This window comes from Streptomyces sp. NPDC058145 (assembly GCF_042884245.1).
GTDB lineage: Bacteria > Actinomycetota > Actinomycetes > Streptomycetales > Streptomycetaceae > Streptomyces.
Genome location: NZ_JBHVUH010000019.1, coordinates 134,938 through 155,083, shown reverse-complemented (window position 1 = coordinate 155,083; position 20,146 = coordinate 134,938). Strand labels below are relative to the sequence as shown.

The window sequence follows — 20,146 nt, the reverse complement described above, 5'->3', positions numbered from 1 at the left end:
GGTCCACCCTGTCGGTCGGGGGGGGGGTGTGGCCCCCGGCCCCCGCTTCTCTGTCCTTGGTCCTCTGGTGTCAGGGCTTGGTGGCGACGAGCAGGAGCACGTCGTACGTCTCCTCGACGACGCCGTCCGGGAAGACCTTCAGCAGATGGCCGCGCTCCTCCTCGAGGAAGGCGTCCCTGCGCTCCGCCGGGGCGACCAGGAACGCCGAGTGGCTGCCGATGTTGGCGAGGTGGGTGTCCAGCGGGACGCGGCGGCTCCAGCGGATGTCACGGCGGGTGAAGCGCAGGCGCCCGGTGGGGTCGGCCTGCGCGCGGTCGCCGGCCCCGCGCTTCTCGGCGGGGATGTCGACGCCGAAGAAACGACCGGTCCGCTCGGCCGACTCGGCGATCCACTCGACGTCGACGGCGTCGGTGTTCCACCACAGCGCCAGCGTCCCGCCCGGACGCAGCACGCGCAGCGCCTCCGGCACCGCCCGGGCGGGGTCGGTCCAGTGCCAGGCCTGGGCGTAGGTGAGGAGGTCGGCGTGGGCGTCGGCGACGGGGAGGGCGTTGCCGTTGCCCCGCACGACCGGGACGTCCGGCAGGGAGCGGCGGAACTCGGCGGCCATGCCCTCCCCCGGTTCGACCGCGAGGACGTCGGCCCCTCGGGCCCGCAGCAGGGCGGTCGCGATACCGGTGCCGGCGCCGACGTCCACGACCCGGGCGCCGGACAGCGGGCGGCCGGCCAGTTCCTCCACGGTGTCCAGGAGGGCGGGCGGGTAGGAGGGGCGGTTCGCGGCGTACTGGGCGGCCGCCGCGTTGAAGGAGTGGGCACGCAGGCCGCGCGACGGCTCGGCGGTGTGGGACGTGGTCATACCGCCATGCTGTCCACGCCGGAGGGTGGGGACACAAGCGGGTTCACGGGCACGGCGGCGACGAGCCGTACCGCCGGCCCCGTGTCAGCGGCGCTTCCGCTTCGACGGGTTGCCCGTGCGCCGGGAGGACCGGAGCTCGTACTCCTCGCGGGCCTTGTCGTACTCCTCGCGGTGCAGCTTCTCGCCCGGGGCCTCGGTGAGGGCGCGGAAGAAGTGGGCCAGCAGGGAGCCGACGAAGCCGATGGCGAGCAGGCCGCGCAGCGAGGCCTGTCGCTGGGGGTCGTGCCGCTTGCCGAAGCCCTCCCAGGTGTTGCGGAAGGCCAGCGCGCTGCAGATCGCGAACATGGCGGTGATCAGCACGGTCACGAAGGCGCCGGTGCCGGCGATCCGGAGGCCGTCGTAGGCGAAGCGCAGCACCAGGCAGGAGACGACGGCCGCGGCGAGGGAGCCGGCCGCCACGCCGGCCCGGCGGGCCGCGTACCCGTGGTCGTGGTCCACCCAGGAGGTGCCGAAGAAACGGAGGGGTTCGGGGCGCGGTCCGCCGCCCGTGGCCTCGCCGCGCGCGGAGCCCGCCTGGTCCTCCGGGGTGCCGGTTTCGTCGCTCACAGGACGATTATGGCTCCGGGCGCCGGCGGGCTCCGGGCGGGGTCAGGAGCAGCGGGAGGCGACGTAGCCGTCGCTGCCGGTGTGTACGTAGGCGTCGGAGACGAACTCGCCGTTGTTGATGTTGTCCCAGATCTTCGAGGTGCCGTACGGACCCGTCACGGTGGTGCCGGGCGTCTGGCAGAAGATCGGGACGCTGGCACCCTCGGAAAGGACCCGGACGATGTCGTAGCCGGTGCCGGGACCGCTGCGGACGTTGAGGCGGACTCCGGGCGCGACCGGGTACGTGCGTACGGTCGCCTCCGTCGTCAGCGACTCGCTCTCGCCGCCGCTCGTGGACGCGTCGGTGTGGTCGACGGACATGACAGTCCTCCCCCGTTGAGCCCCATGCCTGCGATGGGGTCCCCTTCATTGCCTCGCGCGCCGCGCCCCGGGACCCGGGTGCGCGACTCGCACGCGGAGGCTAGCAAGCCGCCTCGGTCCCGTACGAGTCATCGACTAGGCTCCGTGCGTCGCGCGCACGGACGAACAGCACGGGGGTGGTCCATGGCGCCGCAGCGCAGCACCGGAACCGGCGCGGAAGCGGAACTTCCCGAGTACGCCGGTCAGTACCGCCTGGAGTCCTGTCTGGGCTCCGGTGGCATGGGCGTGGTCCATCTGGCCCGCAGTGACTCCGGGCTGAAGCTCGCGGTGAAGGTCGTGCACGCCGAGTTCGCCAGGGACCGCGAGTTCAGGGGGCGTTTCCGGCAGGAGGTGGCCGCCGCCCGCAGGGTGAGCGGGGCCTTCACCGCTCCGGTCGTGGACGCCGACCCGAACGCCGAACGGCCCTGGATGGCAACGCTGTTCATCCCCGGCCCGACCCTCTCGGACCACGTCAAGCAGAACGGGCCCATGCCGCCGGCGCAGCTTCGGCGCCTGATGGCCGGACTGGCGGAGGCCCTGCGGGACATCCACCGGGTGGGCGTCGTGCACCGGGACCTCAAGCCGAGCAACGTCCTGCTCGCCGAGGACGGGCCGAAGGTCATCGACTTCGGCATCTCCCGGCCGAAGGACAGTGAACTGCGGACCGAGACCGGCAAGTTGATCGGGACTCCGCCGTTCATGGCGCCCGAGCAGTTCCGGCGTCCCCGGGAGGTCGGCCCGGCGGCGGACATCTTCGCCCTCGGGTCGGTGCTGGTGCACGCGGCCACCGGGCGGGGGCCGTTCGACTCGGACAGTCCCTATGTCGTCGCGTACCAGGTGGTGCACGACGAGCCGGATCTGACCGGGGTGCCGGAGAGTCTGGCGCCGCTGCTGCTGCGCTGTCTGGCGAAGGAGCCGGAGGACCGGCCGACGCCGGACGAGCTGATGCGGGAACTGCGCTCGGTGGCCGCCTCGTACGACACCCAGGCGTTCATACCCGCGCAGCGGACCGGCGACGACACCCCGCCGCCCAGGTCCGCCGCGGCGGAGCCGGCGCCCGCACCCGAGGCCGAGCCCGGGCCCCGGAGCCGGTCCGGCAAGCACGTGGCCCTGGCCGCCGGGGTGCTCGCCGTCGTGCTGGGTGGCGTGCTCACCGGGCTGCTGTGGCCGCGCGACGACGGTGCTCCGGTCGCCCGGTCGACGGGTGTGCCGGCCGGTGCCGCCGCCGTCGCCTCGTGGCAGGCGAAGCCCATGGGCAAGGGCTCCGGGATGCCGCAATGCGTCTACGGGGGCGGAAAGTTGCTGTGCGTCCGGGCCGGCGTGGCGTTCGCGCTCGACCCGGCGAACGGTGCGCTGCTGTGGCGGCACCCGGTCGCCGGGGAACGGGCGAGCGGGGCGCCGGCCCTCGCGGACGGCCTGCTCCTGGTGCCGGTGGACGGTGGCCGCCGGGTGGCGGCGCTCGACCCCGCCTCCGGTGAGCCGCGGTGGCAGCGGGACCTGCCCGCGCGCGGAGCGGCGCGGTTCAGCGGCGGCACGCTGCTGGTCACCGGCACCGACGGGACGGTCACGGGGTCGTCCGCGTCGTCGGGAGCCCGGAAGTGGCACCGCCGGGTCTCCGAACGCGACACCGCTTCGCTGACCCTCCCCGGCGGTGACCCCCTGGCCTACGCGGCCGGAACCTCGGCGGACGGCGCGTACACGCTGATCACCGCCCTCGACCCGGGCTCCGGTGCCGTCCGGTGGAGCGCGCGTCTGAAGGGCTCGCTGCGGGTCGTCGGCAGTGAGGGCGGTGCGCTGTTCCTGCTGGCCGTCGATCCGGCCACGGGGGACGCGACCGGTGTCGTGCGCTACGCGCCCGCGTCGCGTTCGGTGCGCCGGGTCGCGCTGCCCGTCCGGCGGGTGGCGCCCCAAGCGGACGTGCGCGGCGGTGTGGTGCACGTGCTGGCGGCCGGCGGCTCGCTGGACGCCGTCGACCTGGGTACGGGCCGGCGGCTGTGGCACCTGGAGACGTCCGTGAGCCGTGGTTCGGCACCGGTGTCCTCCGCCGACCACGTCTACTTCAGCGCGCCCGACGGGCGGCTGATCGCCGTCGACGCGCGCGACGGAAGTCTGGTCGGGCAGACGCCGCCCCGGCTCGGCCGGAACTCGGGCACGGTCACCGCCGTACTGCCGGCTCCGCTCCTCGCCGGCCCGCGCGTCCACGCCACCGCCCCCGACGGCACCGTGTTCACCGTGCCCGCGAAGGATCCCTCGGCCTGGTGAGACGGCGCGGGGCCGCCCGGTGGGAGGCGGCCCCGCGCGGGACTCCGGGTCAGCCCAGCTTGCTCACGTCGCGCACCGCGCCCTTGTCGGCGCTGGTGGCCATGGCCGCGTAGGCGCGCAGCGCCGCGGAGACCTTGCGGTCGCGGCTCTTCGGGGCGTACACCCCGCCCAGCGCCTGGTCGCGCCGGGCCAGTTCCGCCTCGTCGACCAGCAGCTCGATCGTGCGGTTCGGGATGTCGATGCGGATGCGGTCGCCGTCCTGGACCAGGGCGATGGTGCCGCCGGAGGCCGCCTCCGGGGAGGCGTGGCCGATGGACAGGCCGGACGTGCCGCCGGAGAAGCGGCCGTCGGTGATCAGGGCACAGGTCTTGCCCAGGCCCCGGCCCTTCAGGTACGAGGTCGGGTAGAGCATCTCCTGCATGCCGGGGCCGCCCTTGGGGCCCTCGTAGCGGATGACGACGACGTCGCCGTCCTTGACCTCCTGGGTGAGGATCCGCTGGACGGCCTCCTCCTGCGACTCGCAGACCACCGCCGGGCCCTCGAAGGTCCAGATCGACTCGTCGACGCCGGCGGTCTTCACCACGCAGCCGTCGACGGCCAGGTTGCCCCTGAGGACCGCGAGGCCGCCGTCCTTGGAGTAGGCGTGCTCGACGGAGCGGATGCAGCCGTTCTCGGCGTCGTCGTCCAGGGCCTCCCAGCGCTCGGACTGGGAGAAGGCCTCGGCGGAGCGGACACAGCCGGGGGCCGCGTGCCACAGCTCGACGGCCTCCGGCGACGGGGAGCCGCCGCGGACGTCCCAGGTCTTCAGCCAGTCGGACAGGGAGGGACTGTGGACGGCGTGGACGTCCTCGTTGAGCAGGCCCCCGCGGTGCAGTTCACCGAGCAGGGCGGGGATGCCGCCGGCGCGGTGCACGTCCTCCATGTAGTACGTGCGGTTCTTCGCGACGTTGGGCGCGACCTTGGCGAGGCAGGGGACGCGGCGGGAGACGGCGTTGATCTCCTCCAGGCCGAACGGGACGCCCGCCTCCTGGGCGGCGGCCAGCAGGTGCAGGATCGTGTTGGTCGAGCCGCCCATCGCGATGTCCAGGGCCATGGCGTTCTCGAAGGCCTGGAAGGTGGCGATGTTGAGCGGCAGGACGGTGTCGTCGTCCTGCTCGTAGTAGCGGCGGGTGAGGTCCATGACCGTGCGGGCCGCGTTCTCGTACAGGGCGCGGCGGGCGGTGTGGGTGGCGAGGACCGAGCCGTTGCCGGGCAGGGAGAGGCCGATGGCCTCGGTCAGGCAGTTCATCGAGTTGGCGGTGAACATGCCGGAACAGCTGCCGCAGGTCGGGCAGGCGTTCTCCTCGATGCGGAGGATGTCCTCGTCGGAGATCTTGTCGTTGACGGCGTCGGAGATCGCGTCGACGAGGTCCAGGGTGCGCACCGTGCCGTCGACCAGCGTGGCCCGGCCGGACTCCATCGGGCCGCCGGAGACGAAGACCGTCGGGATGTTCAGGCGCAGGGCCGCCATGAGCATGCCCGGGGTGATCTTGTCGCAGTTGGAGATGCAGACCAGGGCGTCGGCGCAGTGGGCCTCGACCATGTACTCCACCGAGTCCGCGATCAGGTCGCGGGAGGGCAGGGAGTAGAGCATGCCGCCGTGGCCCATGGCGATGCCGTCGTCCACGGCGATCGTGTTGAACTCGCGCGGGATGCCGCCCGCCTCCTTGATCGCCTCGCTGACGATCCGGCCGACCGGCTGCAGGTGGGTGTGGCCCGGCACGAACTCGGTGAAGGAGTTGGCGACGGCGATGACCGGCTTCCGGCCGATGTCCGCACCGGGTACACCGGAGGCGCGCATAAGGGCGCGGGCGCCCGCCATGTTGCGGCCGTGGGTGACTGTGCGGGACCTCAGCTCGGGCATCGTCGCTCGCTCCTTCGAAGACCTTCTGCCAGGGAGTTCTGACAAGAGTTCTGACTCCCTCCGAGCCTACGCCGCCGCTCCAAGGGATGGACAAGCATGTCCGGAATGCGGGACGCGTGTTCCACGGCCACGGGTGCCGGGGCCGGGCCGCGGGTGTCAGGGCTGCGTCAGATGACCCTGCACCACGGGCGCGACCCGGGCGATGATCTGCTCCAGGTCCGCCGACGCCAGCGGCTCCAGTTTGATCACGTAGCGCATCATCGCCGCGCCGACCAATTGCGCGGCGGCCAGTTCGGCGCGCAGCTCCGGGTCCGGCAGGTCCACCTGGGCGGCCACGCGGCGCAGCAGCTGGTTGGCGACCAGACGGCGGAAGACGGCCGCCGCGGTCTCGTTGTTCACGGCGGAGCGGAGGATCGCGAGCAGGGGCGTCCGGGTCGTGGGGTTCTCCCAGACGCCGAGGACGAAGCGGGTCAGCCGCTCGCCGACCTCGGCCAGCGGGACCTCGGCGATCGCGTCGGGCGCTTCGAGCGCGGGCGCGAAGGCGACAGCGACGGATGCCTCGAAGATCTGTTCCTTGGTGCCGAAGTAGTGGTGGACGAGCGCCGAGTCGACCCCGGCGGCCTTGGCGATGCCGCGCACGGACGTCTTCTCGTAGCCTCGCTCGGAGAACTCCTCGCGGGCGGCGGCGAGGATGCGGTCGCGGGTGCCGGCGGACTCGGTGCGCGGGGGCCGGCCCCTTCGGCGCGAGGTGGTGCCGGTCATCGCCGGGGCACCCGCACGGCGGAGGCGAGATGCTGCCGGGTGAAGGCCAGGGCCTCGGCGAGGTCGGCCTCGCGCTCGGCGCTGGACATCGCCCGCCGGGTGTTGACCTCGATCACGACGTGGCCGTCGAAGCCGGTGTGCGTGAGCCGCTCCAGCAGCTCGGCGCAGGGCTGGGTGCCGCGTCCGGGGACCAGGTGCTCGTCCTTGGCGGAACCGCGGCCGTCGGCGAGGTGGACGTGGCCGAGCCGGTCGCCCATGCGGTCGATCATGGCGAGTGCGTCGGTGCGGGCCGTCGCGGTGTGGCTGAGGTCGATCGTGAAGTGCCGGTAGTCGTCCTTGGTGACGTCCCAGTCGGGGGCGTAGGCCAGCATCTCGCGGTCGCGGTAGCGCCACGGGTACATGTTCTCGACGGCGAACCGTACGTCCGTCTCGTTCGCCATCCGCCACACCCCGGTGACGAAGTCGCGGGCGTACTGCCGCTGCCAGCGGAAGGGCGGGTGGACGACGACGGTGTCGGCGCCCAGCTTTTCGGCGGCCGCGCGGGCCCGCTGGAGCTTGACCCAGGGGTCGGTGGACCAGACGCGCTGGGTGATCAGCAGGCAGGGGGCGTGCACGGCGAGGATCGGGACGCCGTGGTGGTCGGACAGCCGGCGCAGCGCCTCGATGTCCTGGCTCACCGGGTCGGTCCACACCATGACCTCGACGCCGTCGTAGCCGACGCGCGCGGCGGTCTCGAAGGCCGTCGCCGTCGACTCCGGGTACACCGAGGCCGTCGACAGGGCGACCTTTACGTCCCTTGGTTCAGCCACGTCCGTCACCTTACGGGGTCGGGCGGCCCGGACGCGGGGTGCCGGTTCGCCATTGTGAGCTTTGCCATCCGCGTAGTTGCACGGCATGCCGGGGCCGCTCGCACGCGCGGCGGCGGCATGCGCAGATACGGTTCCGCGCCCCTTGGGCACTCAGTCCGAGCCCATGTGGTCGAGACGGCGGAGGATGACGCCCTCACGCAGTGCCCAGGGGCATATCTCCAGGCTCTCCACGCCGAACAGGTCCATCGCGCCCTCGGCCACCAGGGCGCCGGCGAGGAGCTGGCCGGCCCTGCCCTCCGAGACGCCGGGAAGTTCCCCGCGCTGGTCGGCGGTCATCCCGGACAGCCGGGGCACCCAGGCCTCCAGGGACTCCCGCTTGAGTTCGCGCTGGACGTACAGGCCCTCCGCGCTGCGGGCGGCACCGGCGATACGGGCCAACTGCTTGAAGGTCTTGGAGGTGGCGACCACGTGGTCCGGAGCGCCGAAGCGGCTGAACTCACCGACGGTACGGGCGATCTCCGTGCGGACGTGGCGGCGCAGGGCGCGCACGTCGTCGGGTCCGGGCGGATCGCCGGGCAGCCAGCCGGCGGTGAGGCGGCCGGCGCCGAGCGGCAGGGAGACGGCGGCGTCCGGCTCCTCGTCCATGCCGTAGGCGATCTCCAGGGAGCCGCCGCCGATGTCCAGGACCAGCAGCTTGCCGGCGGACCAGCCGAACCAGCGGCGGACGGCGAGGAAGGTGAGCCGGGCCTCCTCCGCGCCGGTGAGCACCTGGAGCCGTACGCCGGTCTCGTCCGCCACGCGCGCGAGGACGTCGTCGGCGTTGGTGGCTTCCCGGACGGCGGAGGTCGCGAACGGCAGCAGGTCCTCGACGCCCTTGTCCTCGGCGGCCTGGAGTGCGTCCCGGACCACGTCGGCCAGTTGGTGGATGCCGTCGTCGCCGATGGCACCGCTGTCGTCGAGGAGTTGGGCGAGCCGCAGGTCGGCCTTGTGCGAGTGCGCGGGCAGCGGCCGTGCGCCGGGGTGGGCGTCCACCACCAGCAGATGCACCGTGTTCGAACCCACGTCCAGGACACCGAGTCTCATGTACGGAACGCTACTGCCAGAACCGCCGTCCTCGGTCCCCGTAACGGCCCGGGGCCACTTACCCTGGACGCGTGCCAAAGACGAAAAAGGCGAAGGACGACAAGTCGTCCAAGTCCGGCAAGACCCCCAGAAAGGCCCCGAAGGTGAGTGACGAGAAGGGGCTCGACTTCGCGCGCGCGTGGGTGGAGTTTCCTGATCCGGCGGACGAGGAGCAGGTCTTCCGCTGCGATCTGACATGGCTGACCTCTCGCTGGAACTGCATCTTCGGCAGCGGCTGCCAGGGCATCCAGGCGGGCCGCGCGGACGACGGGTGCTGCTCGCTGGGCGCCCACTTCTCCGACGAGGACGACGAGAAGCGGGTCGCCGGCCACGTGGCGAGGCTCACGCCGGAGATCTGGCAGCACCACGACGAGGGCGTCCGCAACGGCTGGACCTCCGAGGACGACGAGGGGTCCCGGCAGACCCGGCCCTTCCAGGGGTCGTGCATCTTCCAGAACCGTCCGGGCTTCGCGGGCGGCGCGGGCTGCTCGCTGCACATCCTCGCCCTGAAGGAGGGGCGGGAGCCGCTGGAGACCAAGCCGGACGTCTGCTGGCAGCTGCCGATCCGGCGGACGTACGACTGGATCGATCGGCCCGACGACACCCGCGTACTGCAGGTGTCGATCGGCGAGTACGACCGCCGGGGCTGGGGCCCGGGCGGCCATGACCTGCACTGGTGGTGCACCTCGGCGACGTCGGCGCACGGCGCGGGCGAGCCGGTGTACGTCTCCTACCGGGCGGAGCTGACCGAGCTGATGGGCAAGGCCGGCTACGACCGCCTGGCCGAGCTGTGCGAGCAGCGGCTGGCCTCGCAGCTGCCACTGGTGGCACCCCATCCGGCGGATCCGGAGCGTTCCTAGGGCCTGTCGCGAAAGTCCCGTGGTTCGCCCAAAGGGCGGGCCGGGCGGCGTCAGGCGCGTGCTCTGGGGGTCCCCCCGGCCGGAGGCTGGGGAAGTGCCGGGCCATGACCCTCGTACTGGGCGTACTCGGGTCGGGTCCCGGTACGGCGAGAGTGCGGACATGGCGTCGCACGGCTGGGGGCGCCCCCCGGCCGAAGGCTGGGGGAGGGACGTTCGCAACAGTCCTAGCCGTCCGACGGGCTCGGGGCGCCGTCGTCGGTGGGCGGCGGCGACGAGCTCGGCGGATCGGACGGTGTCGGGTCGGCCGGGGTGGACGGCTGGTCCGAGGGCGAGGGAGGCGGACTGGACGGCGGGTCGGTGTGGGCCGGGGTCGAGGGACTCGGGTGGGGGGCGGGCGTAGAGGGCGGGGCCGAGGGGCCGCTGGGGGCGGTGCCGTAGCCGTCGATCGTGACCACGGCGCCGGCCGGTGAGACCGCGACCTGCGCGTGCCAGTGGCCGGACGGCTCGCGCAGCCGGTCGACGTACACCTTGATCGTGAACGACTCGCCGGGGCGGAGGGTTCCCGCCGACCGGCTGAAGTAGAGCCAGGACGCCGAGGTGGACGCGGACCAGCGCACCGGTCCCGAGCCGGACGCGGTGAGCGTGATCAGCGTGGTGTCACCGTCGGTGCGCGCGCCGACGGCCAGCTCCCCGGCGCCCTTCTTACCGGTTCCGCCGACGCTGACGACCTTCACGGAGACGTCCGCCGTGCCCTCCTCGGCCGGGGCGCCGGACGGCTTCACCCGGGCGTTCCCCGCGTTCTCGTAGCCGGCACCGGCGTCGCCGCCGAACGCGTCGGGGCCCTGTGCCTCGCGCGCGGAGCCCGGGCGGCCGTCCTCGCCGGGGGCCGGAGCGCCCCGGTAGGCGGCCCACAGGGCGAGCACGGGGGCGGCGACCACGGTGGCGACGACGGTCGTGGTGACGGCACGCGCGCGGAGGCGGTCGCGGCGGGCCGCGCGGTCCTTGGGATCCATCGGGAAGCCGCGCCGGTCGAAGCGGGGCACGGCCGCGCCTCGCGCGCGCGGGTGGTGCGCCAGGGCGACGTGCAGGGCCGCGCGGGGCGCCTGCAGAACCGGCAGCTCGGCCGGGGTGACCGTGGCGCCGGGCCAGCGGCCGGGTACGGCGCGCTCGGCGGTGCGGCGGCAGCGGGGGCAGTCGTCGACGTGCCGGACCAGCTCGCGGCGCAGGGTGGTGCTGAGGACCAGCCGGCTGTCTCCGGTGAGGTGGGCCACGCTCGGGCAGCCGCCGGTCTCGACCACGGCGAGCGCGGCGCGGGTGCGCTCGACCTCGCAGGCCGCGGAGGCCAGCAGCTCGCGCGCGGCGGCGGGCGCCATGCCGAGGACGGCGGCGACCTCGCGCGCGGCGAGGTGGTGGCGGACGGCGAGCTCCAGGGCCTCGCGCTGCTCGGGGGAGGTACCGGCCGCCTCCGGCCAGGCGAGCAGGCCGAGTTCACCGCGCCGCTGCTCCAGGACCTCCGGCGCCACGGGCGGATCGGCCTCCCGTTTCGCGGCGGCCGGGCGGCCCGACGCGTGGGTGGCCTGACGTCTCTGCCGGGCCTCGGCGAGCCCTCGCAGGCACGCCCAGCGGGCCAGTGCGTACAGCCAGGCCCGCTGGTCGACGGCCTCCGGAACGCGTTGTCCGCGCCGCTCGGCCAGCGCCAGGACGTCCCCGAGGGCGGCGGTGGCCGCGTCGTGGTCGCACAGCACCGACAGGCAGTAGGTGAACAGACCGTCCAAATACGGCTCGTAGCGCGCCGGCGGCCGCTGCGCGAGGGTGCGCGCGGCGGCTCGGTCGCGCGCCTCCCGGTGCGTCCGATGTGCGCCGGTGGTGCGGGTCGTCGTCTCCGGACTGCTGCTCATCACCCGTGCGACCGTAGGCGGCGGCGCAGTGCTCCTTACGGCGCCTTGAGCTCTTTTAATTCGTACGGGTGAAACGATCCCTCATAAGGGGACAGGAACCTTTCGTTCCATGGCCCGGACCCGGCGGGCCGTGACCGGTACCGGGCCGCCCGCGAGCGGCCCGGGGGGGCGTTGTCAGCGCCGCGGGCTACGGTTTCCGCATGGCTGCCCGTACCAAGACCACCAAGGACCGCCCGTCCTACCGCTGCACCGAGTGCGGTTGGCAGACCGCCAAATGGCTCGGCCGATGCCCGGAGTGCCAGGCCTGGGGCACGGTCGAGGAGTACGGCGCGCCCGCGGTCCGTACGACGGCGCCGGGCCGCGTCACCAGCTCGGCGCTGCCCATCGGCCAGGTCGACGGCCGTCAGGCCACCGCCCGCACGACCGGCGTGCCCGAGCTGGACCGGGTGCTCGGCGGCGGTCTGGTGCCCGGCTCGGTGGCCCTGCTCGCGGGCGAGCCCGGCGTCGGCAAGTCCACCCTGCTGCTGGACGTGGCCGCCAAGTCGGCCAGTGAGGAGCACCGCACCCTCTATGTGACGGGTGAGGAGTCGGCGAGCCAGGTGCGGCTGCGCGCCGACCGCATCGGCGCCCTGGACGACCACCTGTACCTGGCCGCCGAGACCGATCTGGCGGCCGTCCTCGGCCACTTGGACGCGGTGAAGCCGTCCCTGCTGATCCTGGACTCGGTGCAGACGGTCGCCTCGCCCGAGATCGACGGCGCGCCCGGCGGCATGGCCCAGGTGCGGGAGGTGGCCGGCGCCCTGATCCGCGCCTCCAAGGAGCGCGGCATGTCCACGCTGCTGGTGGGCCACGTCACCAAGGACGGCGCGATCGCGGGTCCCCGGCTGCTGGAGCACCTGGTGGACGTCGTCCTGCACTTCGAGGGCGACCGGCACGCCCGCCTGCGCCTGGTGCGGGGCGTGAAGAACCGCTACGGCGCCACGGACGAGGTCGGCTGCTTCGAACTGCACGACGAGGGGATCACGGGCCTCGCCGACCCGAGCGGACTCTTCCTGACCCGTCGTGCCGAACCCGTCCCGGGCACCTGCCTGACGGTCACCCTCGAGGGCCGCCGCCCGCTGGTGGCGGAGGTGCAGGCGCTGACCGTGGACTCCCAGATCCCCTCGCCGCGCCGGACCACCTCGGGTCTGGAGACCTCCCGGGTGTCGATGATGCTCGCGGTGCTGGAGCAGCGCGGGCGGATCAGCGCGCTCGGCAAGCGGGACATCTACTCCGCGACGGTGGGCGGAGTGAAGCTCTCGGAGCCCGCCGCCGACCTGGCGATCGCCCTCGCGCTCGCCTCGGCCGCCAGCGACACCCCCCTGCCCAAGAACCTCGTCGCCATCGGCGAGGTGGGCCTCGCGGGCGAGGTCAGACGGGTCACGGGCGTGCAGCGCAGGCTCGCCGAGGCGCACCGGCTGGGCTTCACGCACGCGCTCGTACCGGGCGATCCGGGGAAGGTCCCGGCCGGGATGAAGGTCCTGGAAGTCGCCGACATGGGGGACGCGCTCCGGGTGCTGCCGCGCTCCCGTCGCCGAGAGGCCCCACGGGAGGCGGAGGACCGCCGGTAGACTTTGCCCAGGTCTCGCCCGTCCGTACGAACCGAGTGCGTACGACGGCGGCGCCCCAGAACCTGCGACCGGAGGAGTGCAGTGGCAGCCAACGACCGGGCAGCAGCTCCCGGAAAGTCCGGTGGGAGTGCCGGCTCCGATCGCCTGATGCGCGCCTCGCTGAGCGCCGTGGCTCCCGGCACGCCCCTGCGTGACGGCCTGGAGCGGGTCCTGCGCGGCAACACCGGCGGGCTCATCGTCCTGGGCTCAGACAAGACCGTCGAGGCGATGTGCACCGGCGGTTTCGTCCTGGACGTGGAGTTCGCCGCGACGCGGCTGCGGGAGCTGTGCAAGCTGGACGGCGGCATCGTGCTGTCCTCCGACCTGTCGAAGATCCTGCGGGCCGGCGTGCAGCTGGTCCCGGACCCGATGATCCCGACGGAGGAGACCGGCACCCGGCACCGCACGGCGGACCGGGTCTCGAAGCAGGTCGGCTTCCCGGTGGTCTCCGTCTCCCAGTCCATGCGGCTGATCGCTCTCTACGTCGACGGCCAGCGCCGCGTCCTGGAGGACTCCGCCGCGATCCTCTCCCGCGCCAACCAGGCCCTGGCCACCCTGGAGCGGTACAAGCTCCGCCTGGACGAGGTCGCGGGCACGCTGTCGGCGCTGGAGATCGAGGACCTGGTGACGGTCCGGGACGTGTCGGCGGTCGCCCAGCGTCTGGAGATGGTCCGGCGCATCGCCACCGAGATCGCCGAGTACGTGGTCGAACTGGGCACCGACGGCCGTCTTCTCGCCCTCCAGCTGGAGGAGTTGATCGCCGGTGTGGAGCCCGACCGCGAACTGGTCGTCCGGGACTACGTCCCCGAGCCCACGGCGAAGCGGTCCCGCACGGTGGACGAGGCGCTCGCGGAGCTGGACGCCCTGACCCACGCGGAACTCCTCGAAATGGGCACGGTGGCGCGGGCGCTGGGCTACACGGGCTCCCCCGAGACCCTCGACTCCGCGGTGTCCCCGCGCGGCTTCCGGCTCCTGGCGAAGGTGCCGAGGCTGCCGGGCGCGATCATCGACCGCCTGGTGGAGCACTTCGGCGGGCTCCAGAAGCTGCTCGCCGCGAGCGTGGACGACCTCCAGACGGTGGACGGCGTCGGCGAGGCCCGAGCGCGGAGCGTCCGCGAGGGCCTGTCCCGCCTGGCCGAGTCGTCGATCCTGGAGCGCTACGTCTGACCGGTGCGCAGCGCTGCTGGCCATGTGCCCCGTGCCGGTGCCGGCCGGGGTGGATTTCGCTTGCCCGCGCCAGCGGGGTGCCTCCCCGCTCTCGGCTCCGCTCGAGCGGGCGGACCCCCCACCGCCCACCCGTGCCGCCCTCGGGGCCCTCAGGCCCTTGAGCAGCGGGGGACGCACGCATGCCCGCAGGTACGTGCGCCGGCGCTAATCAGCCGACAGCACGAACGAGGCCCGCGCCTTGGCGAACCCCGGCGCCCTGGCCTCCAGCAGATACGTCCCCGTCTTCGCCGCCCCCGCCGGAGGCGTGGCGCACTCCGGCGCGCTCGGCTTCCGGTCCCACTTCACGGTGTACGTGATGCTCTGGCCCGCGCCCACCCGGAAGAGCAGGCTCGCCGCGCCCTTCGGGCAGTCGGCCGACGACCAGTACGCGTCGTCGCCCTCCGCCGGCGTGATGGTCAACACCGCCTTCTTCGGCCCGAGATCGACCTTGCAGTCACCGGACGAGGAGTTCTTCGCGACGAGTTCGAACTCCGGCGTCTCGTCCGGCGAGTAGGAGTTGTGCACGCTGCGCAGAGTCAATGTGACCGCGCCGGGCGTGCAGTTGGGCAGCGAGGAGGACGCGGGCAGCGCGTTGCCGGTACCGACCCCGCCGCCACCTGCGGCGGAGCCGCCGCCCGAGCCACCGCCGGAGCCGGGGTCGGACCCCGCCGAACCGGAGCCGCTCTTGTCGTCCGAGCCGGAGTCGCCCGAGCCGGAACCGCTCCCGCCGGCGTCACCGCCGCCCGGCTCGTCACGCCCGCCCGGATGTTGGCTGTAGGCCGGCCCGGACGAGGTGGGCCCCGGCGTGATGGTGGACGCGGGATTCTTGCCGTTCGGTCCGTCGGCGCCGTTCCTGCCGCCCCCGCCGCCCGAGGTCACGATCCAGGTGATCAGCAGCGCCAACAGGGCGAGAACGGACAGCAGTAGGACCCTCCGTCGCCAGTAGATGGAGGAGGGAAGCGGCCCGACCGGATTGCGCAGAGATCCCACGGCGCAAACTGTACGAGAGATCACCGCTCCCGCTCGCGCCACCCGCCGCCCGGACGGCAACTTTTCCGGATCATCATCCCGGTAACTGCCGCGGATGAAAGGCTTCTTCACTCACCGCTACGCGACGCGACGCTCCGCGACCGCGCCATGGTCGGACACACCCACGCCGAGCCGTGGCAGGATCGGAAGGCCATGACTGAGAAGCTTCACGCCCCCGTGATCGCCTGGTTCGACTCCCACGCCCGCGACCTCCCCTGGCGCCGCCCGGATGCGGGTCCCTGGGGCGTGATGGTCAGCGAGTTCATGCTGCAGCAGACCCCGGTGAGCCGGGTGCTCCCCGTGTACGAGCAGTGGATCGAACGCTGGCCCCGCCCCGCCGACCTCGCCAAGGATGCGCCAGGAGAGGCGGTGCGCGCCTGGGGCCGGCTCGGCTACCCGCGCCGCGCCCTGCGCCTGCACGGAGCGGCCGCCGCCATAACGGAACGGCACGGCGGTGACGTACCGACGGATCACGCGCAACTGCTGGCGCTCCCCGGGATCGGCGAGTACACGGCCGCCGCGGTCGCCTCCTTCGCGTACGGGCAGCGCCACCCGGTGCTGGACACGAACGTACGCCGGGTCTTCGCGCGGGCGGTGACGGGTGTGCAGTACCCGCCGAACGCCACCACGGCCGCCGAGCGGCGGCTGGCCCGGGAGCTGCTGCCGGAGGAGGAGGGGACGGCCGCGCGCTGGGCCGCCGCCTCCATGGAGCTGGGCGCGCTGGTGTGCACCGCGAAGAACGAGGGCTGCCCGCGCTGCCCGATCGCCGCGCAGTGCGCGTGGCGGCTCGCGGGCAAGCCGGAGCACGAGGGCCCGCCGCGCCGCGGCCAGACGTACGCGGGCACGGACCGCCAGGTGCGCGGCAAGCTCCTCGCCGTACTGCGGGAGGCGCACGCGCCGGTGCCGCAGGCCGCGCTGGACCGGGTCTGGCACGAGCCGGTGCAGCGCGCCCGCGCGCTCGACGGGCTCGTCACGGACGGTCTGGTGGAGCCGCTGCCGGGCGGCCTGTACCGGCTGCCGCTGACCTGACGCCCGGCCAAGTCACGGCCGGCCGGCGTTCGTTACGACACGCTCCGACCGACGAAGCGTCGCACAGCAGGACATAAGCGCCACGTTCCCTACCCCGTACCTGCTTCCGTTACACAACCGACGGACAGCCGATTGCCGGCCGCAGGCTGCTGCGCACAGCCTCGTGACAACCGGTCCGTAGCTTTCTTCCCGTGCCCGGCGACCAACGGGCAGGCAGCACAGCGGGACTTCAGGCACGGGGCCGGAGTACACGGGGAACGGAGGCGGTCGATCATGGCGCAGGGTGAGGTGCTCGAGTTCGAGGAGTACGTCCGCACCCGGCAGGAGGCGCTGCTGCGCAGCGCCCGCCGGCTGGTACCGGACCCGGTCGACGCCCAGGACCTGTTGCAGACCGCCCTGGTGCGGACGTACGGCCGCTGGGACGGCATCGCCGACAAGCGGCTCGCGGACGCCTATCTGCGCCGGGTGATGATCAACACCCGTACCGAGTGGTGGCGGGCGCGCAAGCTGGAGGAGGTCCCCACCGAGCAGCTCCCGGAGTCCTCCGTGGAGGACGCCACCGAGCAGCATGCCGACCGGGCCCTGCTGATGGACATCATGAAGGTGCTCGCCCCGAAGCAGCGCAGTGTCGTGGTGCTGCGACACTGGGAGCAGATGTCCACGGAGGAGACGGCCGCCGCCCTCGGCATGTCGGCGGGTACGGTCAAGAGCACGCTGCACCGGGCGCTCGCCCGGCTCCGCGAGGAGCTGGAGGCCCGCGATCTGGACGCACGCGCGCTGGAGCGTGAGGAGCGGGAGCGTTGCGCGGCCTGACCGGGGCCGGGCCCGAGCGGGCCCCAGGCAGTTCAATGGCGGTGATCGCGGCGGCGGCCTCGGTCACCGCCCTCGGCCTTTTCGCCGCCGCCTGCGGCACCGGGGGGACGGGCGCCCGGGACGAGGGCCCGGCGCACGCCTCCGCGGTGGCGGGCGCCGTCGCCTCCCCGCCGCCCAGTCCGTCCGACTCCTACCGGCGGGTGGACGCGGTGGCGCTGCTGCGGCACGACCCCGCGGTGTCGGCCTCGGTGAAGCGCGATCTCAAGCCGTGCAACGGCGACGACTACCCGGTCGACGTCTCCTACGGGGACCTGACCGGCGGCGCCGTGAGCGATGTCGTCGTCAACGTGCTGACCTGTGCGGACGCGGTGGGTGTCGGCTCGTACGTGTACCGGGACGAGAACGGCGCGTACAAGAATGTCTTCCGGTCCGAGGAGTCCCCGGTCTACGCGGAGATCGTCCAGGGCGTCCTGACCGTGACCAAGCAGGTGTACCGCAGGGGCGACCCGATCTCGCGCCCGTCCGGCGAGGACGTCATCCCCTACAAGTGGAAGGCGGGGCGCTTCGCCCGGGGGAAGCCCGTCCACAACGACTACAGCAAGTCCGTCGGCGGGGACGCGACACCCGCGCCGGACAACTGACCGACCACGAGCACACGAGGACTGAGAGCACCGGGATGGCAGACCAGACCCACGTCCTGTTCGTCGAGGACGACGACGTCATCCGCGAGGCCACCCAGCTCGCCCTGGAGCGGGACGGCTTCGCGGTGACCGCCATGCCCGACGGGCTCTCCGGGCTGGAGTCGTTCCGGGCGAACCGGCCCGACATCGCGCTGCTCGACGTCATGGTCCCGGGCCTGGACGGCGTCAGCCTGTGCCGTCGCATCCGGGACGAGTCGACGGTGCCGGTGATCATGCTTTCGGCGCGCGCCGACTCCATCGACGTCGTCCTCGGCCTGGAGGCGGGCGCCGACGACTACGTGACCAAGCCGTTCGACGGTGCCGTGCTGGTCGCCCGGATCCGCGCGGTGCTGCGCCGCTTCGGGCACGCCGGCGGGGCCGCGCCCGGCTCCGGGACCACGGCGGACCTGAACGACGGGCCGCTGGTCTTCGGTGAGCTGGAGATCGACACCGAGGGCATGGAGGTGCGCCGGGCCGGACGCCCGGTGGCGCTCACCCCGACCGAGATGCGGCTGCTGCTGGAGTTCTCCGGCGCGCCCGGCACCGTGCTCTCCCGCGACAAGCTGCTGGAGCGGGTCTGGGACTACGGCTGGGGCGGGGACACCCGGGTCGTGGACGTCCATGTGCAGCGGCTGCGCCAGAAGATCGGCCAGGACCGGATCGAGACGGTCCGCGGGTTCGGCTACAAGTTGAGGGCCTGAGCGGAGCGGGACATGCGGGGGATCATTCGGCGCCCGATGCGGCGCGTGGAACGGGCGGGACTGCGGACCGGGCTGAGATGGAAGCTCAGCGCGGCGATCGCGCTGGTCGCCGGTCTGGTGGCGATCGCGCTCAGCCTCGTGGTGCACAACGCGGCCCGGGTCTCCATGCTGGACAACGCCCGCGACCTGGCCAACGCGCGGGTCCAGATTGCGCAGCGCAACTACGAGCTGGGCGGGCGCCCGAACTTCCCGAGCATCAAGATCGACGACCCGGAGCTGCCGCCCCCGCTGCGCGACAAGGTGCTGGAGGGCCGCCGGGCCAGCTATGTCGGCGACCGCGGCGGCGGGCCGGACATCTGGGCGGCCGTGCCGGTCAAGGACGGGCATGTGCTCTCCCTGCACAGCAACTTCCCGGACCGCTCCACGGACGTGATGAAGGACCTCGACCAGGCGCTGGTCATCGGCTCCATCGCGGTCGTGCTCGGCGGCAGCGCGCTCGGCGTGCTGATCGGCGGGCAGCTCTCGCGGCGGCTGCGCAAGGCGGCGGCCGCGGCGGGCCAGGTCGCCAAGGGGGAGACGGACGTACGGGTGCGGGAGGCCATCGGCGGGGTCGTACGGGACGAGACCGACGACCTCGCGCGCGCGGTGGACGCCATGGCGGACGCGCTGCGGCAGCGCCTGGAGGCCGAGCGGCGGGTGACCGCCGACATCGCGCACGAGCTGCGCACCCCGGTGACGGGCCTGCTGACGGCCGCCGAGCTGCTGCCGCCGGGACGCCCCACGGAGCTGGTCCTGGACCGGGCGAAGGCGATGCGGACCCTGGTGGAGGACGTGCTGGAGGTGGCCCGGCTGGACGGGGCCTCCGAGCGGGCCGAGTTGCAGGACATCATGCTGGGCGAGTTCGTCGCCCGGCGGGTCGCGGCCAAGGACCCGGACATCACCGTACGGGTGGTGCACGAGTCGGCGGTCACGACCGACCCGCGCCGTCTGGAGCGGGTGCTGTTCAACCTGCTGGCCAACGCCGCCCGGCACGGCAGGCCGCCGGTGGAGGTCACCGTCGAGGGCCGGGTCATCCGGGTCCGCGACCATGGTCCCGGCTTCCCCCAGGGCCTGCTCGCCGAGGGGCCGAGCCGCTTCCGCACCGGCAGCAAGGACCGTGCGGGCCAGGGCCACGGCCTGGGCCTGACCATCGCGGCCGGCCAGGCCCGGGTGCTGGGCGCCCGGCTGACCTTCCGCAACGTACGTCCGGCCGGTGCCCCCGAGCACATCCCCGCGGAGGGCGCGGTGGCCGTCCTCTGGCTTCCGGAGCACGCCCCCACCAACACCGGCAGCCATCCCATGCTGCCGCTGTCCGGCGGGCGTTAGGGCCTGTCCGGCGGATCGGGCCGGCTCCGGCCAACGGTTCCCTGTCAGTGCGGGTGAGCGGGGCCTGGTGCGTCCAGCCGCAAGGCGGCGTAGGACGTCGACGCGATGGGGTCCCCCGCGCGAGCGAACCCGGGCGTGGGGGAGTCGGCAACCGACGACCACGCCGGTGGGGGCACCTCCCGCCCGAGCGAAGCCGAGCG

Annotated in this window: 18 protein-coding genes; 9 read left to right on the top strand and 9 right to left on the bottom strand. The window is 73.3% G+C overall.

What is annotated here, in order from left to right; all coding sequences use genetic code 11:
• Window positions 1–70 precede the first annotated feature (70 nt).
• From ACFVVO_RS34355 to ACFVVO_RS34345, 3 genes are all read right to left on the bottom strand, one after another.
• Window positions 71–853 carry a class I SAM-dependent methyltransferase gene (locus tag ACFVVO_RS34355; protein WP_390060288.1) on the bottom strand — a complete coding sequence of 261 codons (783 nt, stop codon included), beginning with the start codon at window positions 851–853 and terminating at the stop codon, window positions 71–73.
• A gap of 84 nt (window positions 854–937) precedes the next feature.
• Window positions 938–1,459, bottom strand: coding sequence for an EamA/RhaT family transporter (locus tag ACFVVO_RS34350; RefSeq protein WP_390060287.1), 522 nt, complete (start codon window positions 1,457–1,459; stop codon window positions 938–940).
• 42 nt (window positions 1,460–1,501) lie between these two features.
• Window positions 1,502–1,819 carry an SH3 domain-containing protein gene (locus ACFVVO_RS34345; RefSeq protein WP_390060285.1) on the bottom strand — a complete coding sequence of 106 codons (318 nt, stop codon included), beginning with the start codon at window positions 1,817–1,819 and terminating at the stop codon, window positions 1,502–1,504.
• 183 nt (window positions 1,820–2,002) lie between these two features.
• Here ACFVVO_RS34345 and ACFVVO_RS34340 point away from each other — a divergent pair, with 183 nt between their 5' ends.
• A complete protein-coding gene (locus tag ACFVVO_RS34340) occupies window positions 2,003–4,120 on the top strand; it encodes a serine/threonine-protein kinase (RefSeq protein WP_390060284.1) in 2,118 nt (705 codons plus the stop codon).
• A gap of 49 nt (window positions 4,121–4,169) precedes the next feature.
• Here ACFVVO_RS34340 and ilvD read toward each other — a convergent pair whose 3' ends face one another.
• The 4 genes from ilvD to ACFVVO_RS34320 form a co-directional block, all read right to left on the bottom strand.
• Window positions 4,170–6,023 carry a dihydroxy-acid dehydratase gene (ilvD, locus tag ACFVVO_RS34335; RefSeq protein WP_390060282.1) on the bottom strand — a complete coding sequence of 618 codons (1,854 nt, stop codon included), beginning with the start codon at window positions 6,021–6,023 and terminating at the stop codon, window positions 4,170–4,172.
• Window positions 6,024–6,179: 156 nt separating this feature from the next.
• Window positions 6,180–6,785 carry a TetR family transcriptional regulator gene (locus ACFVVO_RS34330; RefSeq protein WP_390060281.1) on the bottom strand — a complete coding sequence of 202 codons (606 nt, stop codon included), beginning with the start codon at window positions 6,783–6,785 and terminating at the stop codon, window positions 6,180–6,182.
• Entirely contained in the window at window positions 6,782–7,594 is an 813-nt protein-coding gene (locus ACFVVO_RS34325) for a sugar phosphate isomerase/epimerase family protein (protein ID WP_390060279.1), read from the bottom strand. Before ACFVVO_RS34325 ends, ACFVVO_RS34330 begins: the two co-directional genes overlap by 4 nt.
• Window positions 7,595–7,744: 150 nt before the next feature.
• Window positions 7,745–8,677 (bottom strand): Ppx/GppA family phosphatase, encoded by a 933-nt coding sequence (locus ACFVVO_RS34320; RefSeq protein ID WP_390060278.1) that lies wholly within the window; start codon window positions 8,675–8,677, stop codon window positions 7,745–7,747.
• 71 nt (window positions 8,678–8,748) lie between these two features.
• Here ACFVVO_RS34320 and ACFVVO_RS34315 point away from each other — a divergent pair, with 71 nt between their 5' ends.
• A complete protein-coding gene (locus ACFVVO_RS34315) occupies window positions 8,749–9,576 on the top strand; it encodes a hypothetical protein (protein ID WP_390060276.1) in 828 nt (275 codons plus the stop codon).
• A 224-nt stretch (window positions 9,577–9,800) separates the two neighbouring features.
• Here ACFVVO_RS34315 and ACFVVO_RS34310 read toward each other — a convergent pair whose 3' ends face one another.
• Entirely contained in the window at window positions 9,801–11,477 is a 1,677-nt protein-coding gene (locus ACFVVO_RS34310; RefSeq protein ID WP_390060274.1) for a hypothetical protein, read from the bottom strand.
• Window positions 11,478–11,674: 197 nt separating this feature from the next.
• On the opposite strand from ACFVVO_RS34310, the gene radA reads away from it, so the two are divergent.
• Together radA and disA are read left to right on the top strand one after the other, a co-directional pair.
• Entirely contained in the window at window positions 11,675–13,084 is a 1,410-nt protein-coding gene (radA, locus tag ACFVVO_RS34305) for a DNA repair protein RadA (protein ID WP_390060272.1), read from the top strand.
• 81 nt (window positions 13,085–13,165) lie between these two features.
• On the top strand, window positions 13,166–14,290 hold the full coding sequence (gene disA, locus ACFVVO_RS34300; protein WP_390060270.1) for a DNA integrity scanning diadenylate cyclase DisA: 1,125 nt from the start codon (window positions 13,166–13,168) through the stop codon (window positions 14,288–14,290).
• A 204-nt stretch (window positions 14,291–14,494) separates the two neighbouring features.
• On the opposite strand, the gene ACFVVO_RS34295 is transcribed toward disA, so the two are convergent.
• Window positions 14,495–15,319: a hypothetical protein gene (locus ACFVVO_RS34295; RefSeq protein WP_390060269.1), complete on the bottom strand. Its 825-nt coding sequence runs from the start codon at window positions 15,317–15,319 to the stop codon at window positions 14,495–14,497.
• 192 nt (window positions 15,320–15,511) lie between these two features.
• Here ACFVVO_RS34295 and ACFVVO_RS34290 point away from each other — a divergent pair, with 192 nt between their 5' ends.
• From ACFVVO_RS34290 to cseC, 5 genes are all read left to right on the top strand, one after another.
• On the top strand, window positions 15,512–16,387 hold the full coding sequence (locus ACFVVO_RS34290) for an A/G-specific adenine glycosylase (RefSeq protein ID WP_390060268.1): 876 nt from the start codon (window positions 15,512–15,514) through the stop codon (window positions 16,385–16,387).
• 273 nt (window positions 16,388–16,660) lie between these two features.
• The gene (locus tag ACFVVO_RS34285) at window positions 16,661–17,200 is read left to right on the top strand and encodes a SigE family RNA polymerase sigma factor (protein WP_199211452.1); all 540 of its coding nucleotides are present in this window, start codon (window positions 16,661–16,663) and stop codon (window positions 17,198–17,200) included.
• Window positions 17,188–17,841: a hypothetical protein gene (locus ACFVVO_RS34280; RefSeq protein WP_390060266.1), complete on the top strand. Its 654-nt coding sequence runs from the start codon at window positions 17,188–17,190 to the stop codon at window positions 17,839–17,841. Before ACFVVO_RS34285 ends, ACFVVO_RS34280 begins: the two co-directional genes overlap by 13 nt.
• Before the next feature lie 35 nt (window positions 17,842–17,876).
• Entirely contained in the window at window positions 17,877–18,581 is a 705-nt protein-coding gene (cseB, locus tag ACFVVO_RS34275) for a two-component system response regulator CseB (RefSeq protein WP_390060265.1), read from the top strand.
• Between the two features lie 12 nt (window positions 18,582–18,593).
• Window positions 18,594–19,946, top strand: a complete 1,353-nt coding sequence (gene cseC / locus ACFVVO_RS34270; protein WP_390060263.1) for a two-component system sensor histidine kinase CseC — start codon at window positions 18,594–18,596, stop codon at window positions 19,944–19,946.
• Window positions 19,947–20,146 lie beyond the last annotated feature (200 nt).

Excerpts from the sequence above, each read along its gene's own strand:
- ACFVVO_RS34355 (WP_390060288.1), bottom strand. The coding sequence starts at position 853 with ATGACCACGTCCCACACCGCCGAGCCGTCGCGCGGCCTGCGTGCCCAC.
- ACFVVO_RS34290 (WP_390060268.1), top strand. The coding sequence starts at position 15,512 with ATGACTGAGAAGCTTCACGCCCCCGTGATCGCCTGGTTCGACTCCCAC.
- ACFVVO_RS34340 (WP_390060284.1), top strand. The coding sequence starts at position 2,003 with ATGGCGCCGCAGCGCAGCACCGGAACCGGCGCGGAAGCGGAACTTCCC.
- ilvD (WP_390060282.1), bottom strand. The coding sequence starts at position 6,023 with ATGCCCGAGCTGAGGTCCCGCACAGTCACCCACGGCCGCAACATGGCG.
- radA (WP_390060272.1), top strand. The coding sequence starts at position 11,675 with ATGGCTGCCCGTACCAAGACCACCAAGGACCGCCCGTCCTACCGCTGC.
- ACFVVO_RS34320 (WP_390060278.1), bottom strand. The coding sequence starts at position 8,677 with ATGAGACTCGGTGTCCTGGACGTGGGTTCGAACACGGTGCATCTGCTG.
- cseC (WP_390060263.1), top strand. The coding sequence starts at position 18,594 with ATGCGGGGGATCATTCGGCGCCCGATGCGGCGCGTGGAACGGGCGGGA.
- cseB (WP_390060265.1), top strand. The coding sequence starts at position 17,877 with ATGGCAGACCAGACCCACGTCCTGTTCGTCGAGGACGACGACGTCATC.
- ACFVVO_RS34330 (WP_390060281.1), bottom strand. The coding sequence starts at position 6,785 with ATGACCGGCACCACCTCGCGCCGAAGGGGCCGGCCCCCGCGCACCGAG.
- ACFVVO_RS34345 (WP_390060285.1), bottom strand. The coding sequence starts at position 1,819 with ATGTCCGTCGACCACACCGACGCGTCCACGAGCGGCGGCGAGAGCGAG.
- ACFVVO_RS34285 (WP_199211452.1), top strand. The coding sequence starts at position 16,661 with ATGGCGCAGGGTGAGGTGCTCGAGTTCGAGGAGTACGTCCGCACCCGG.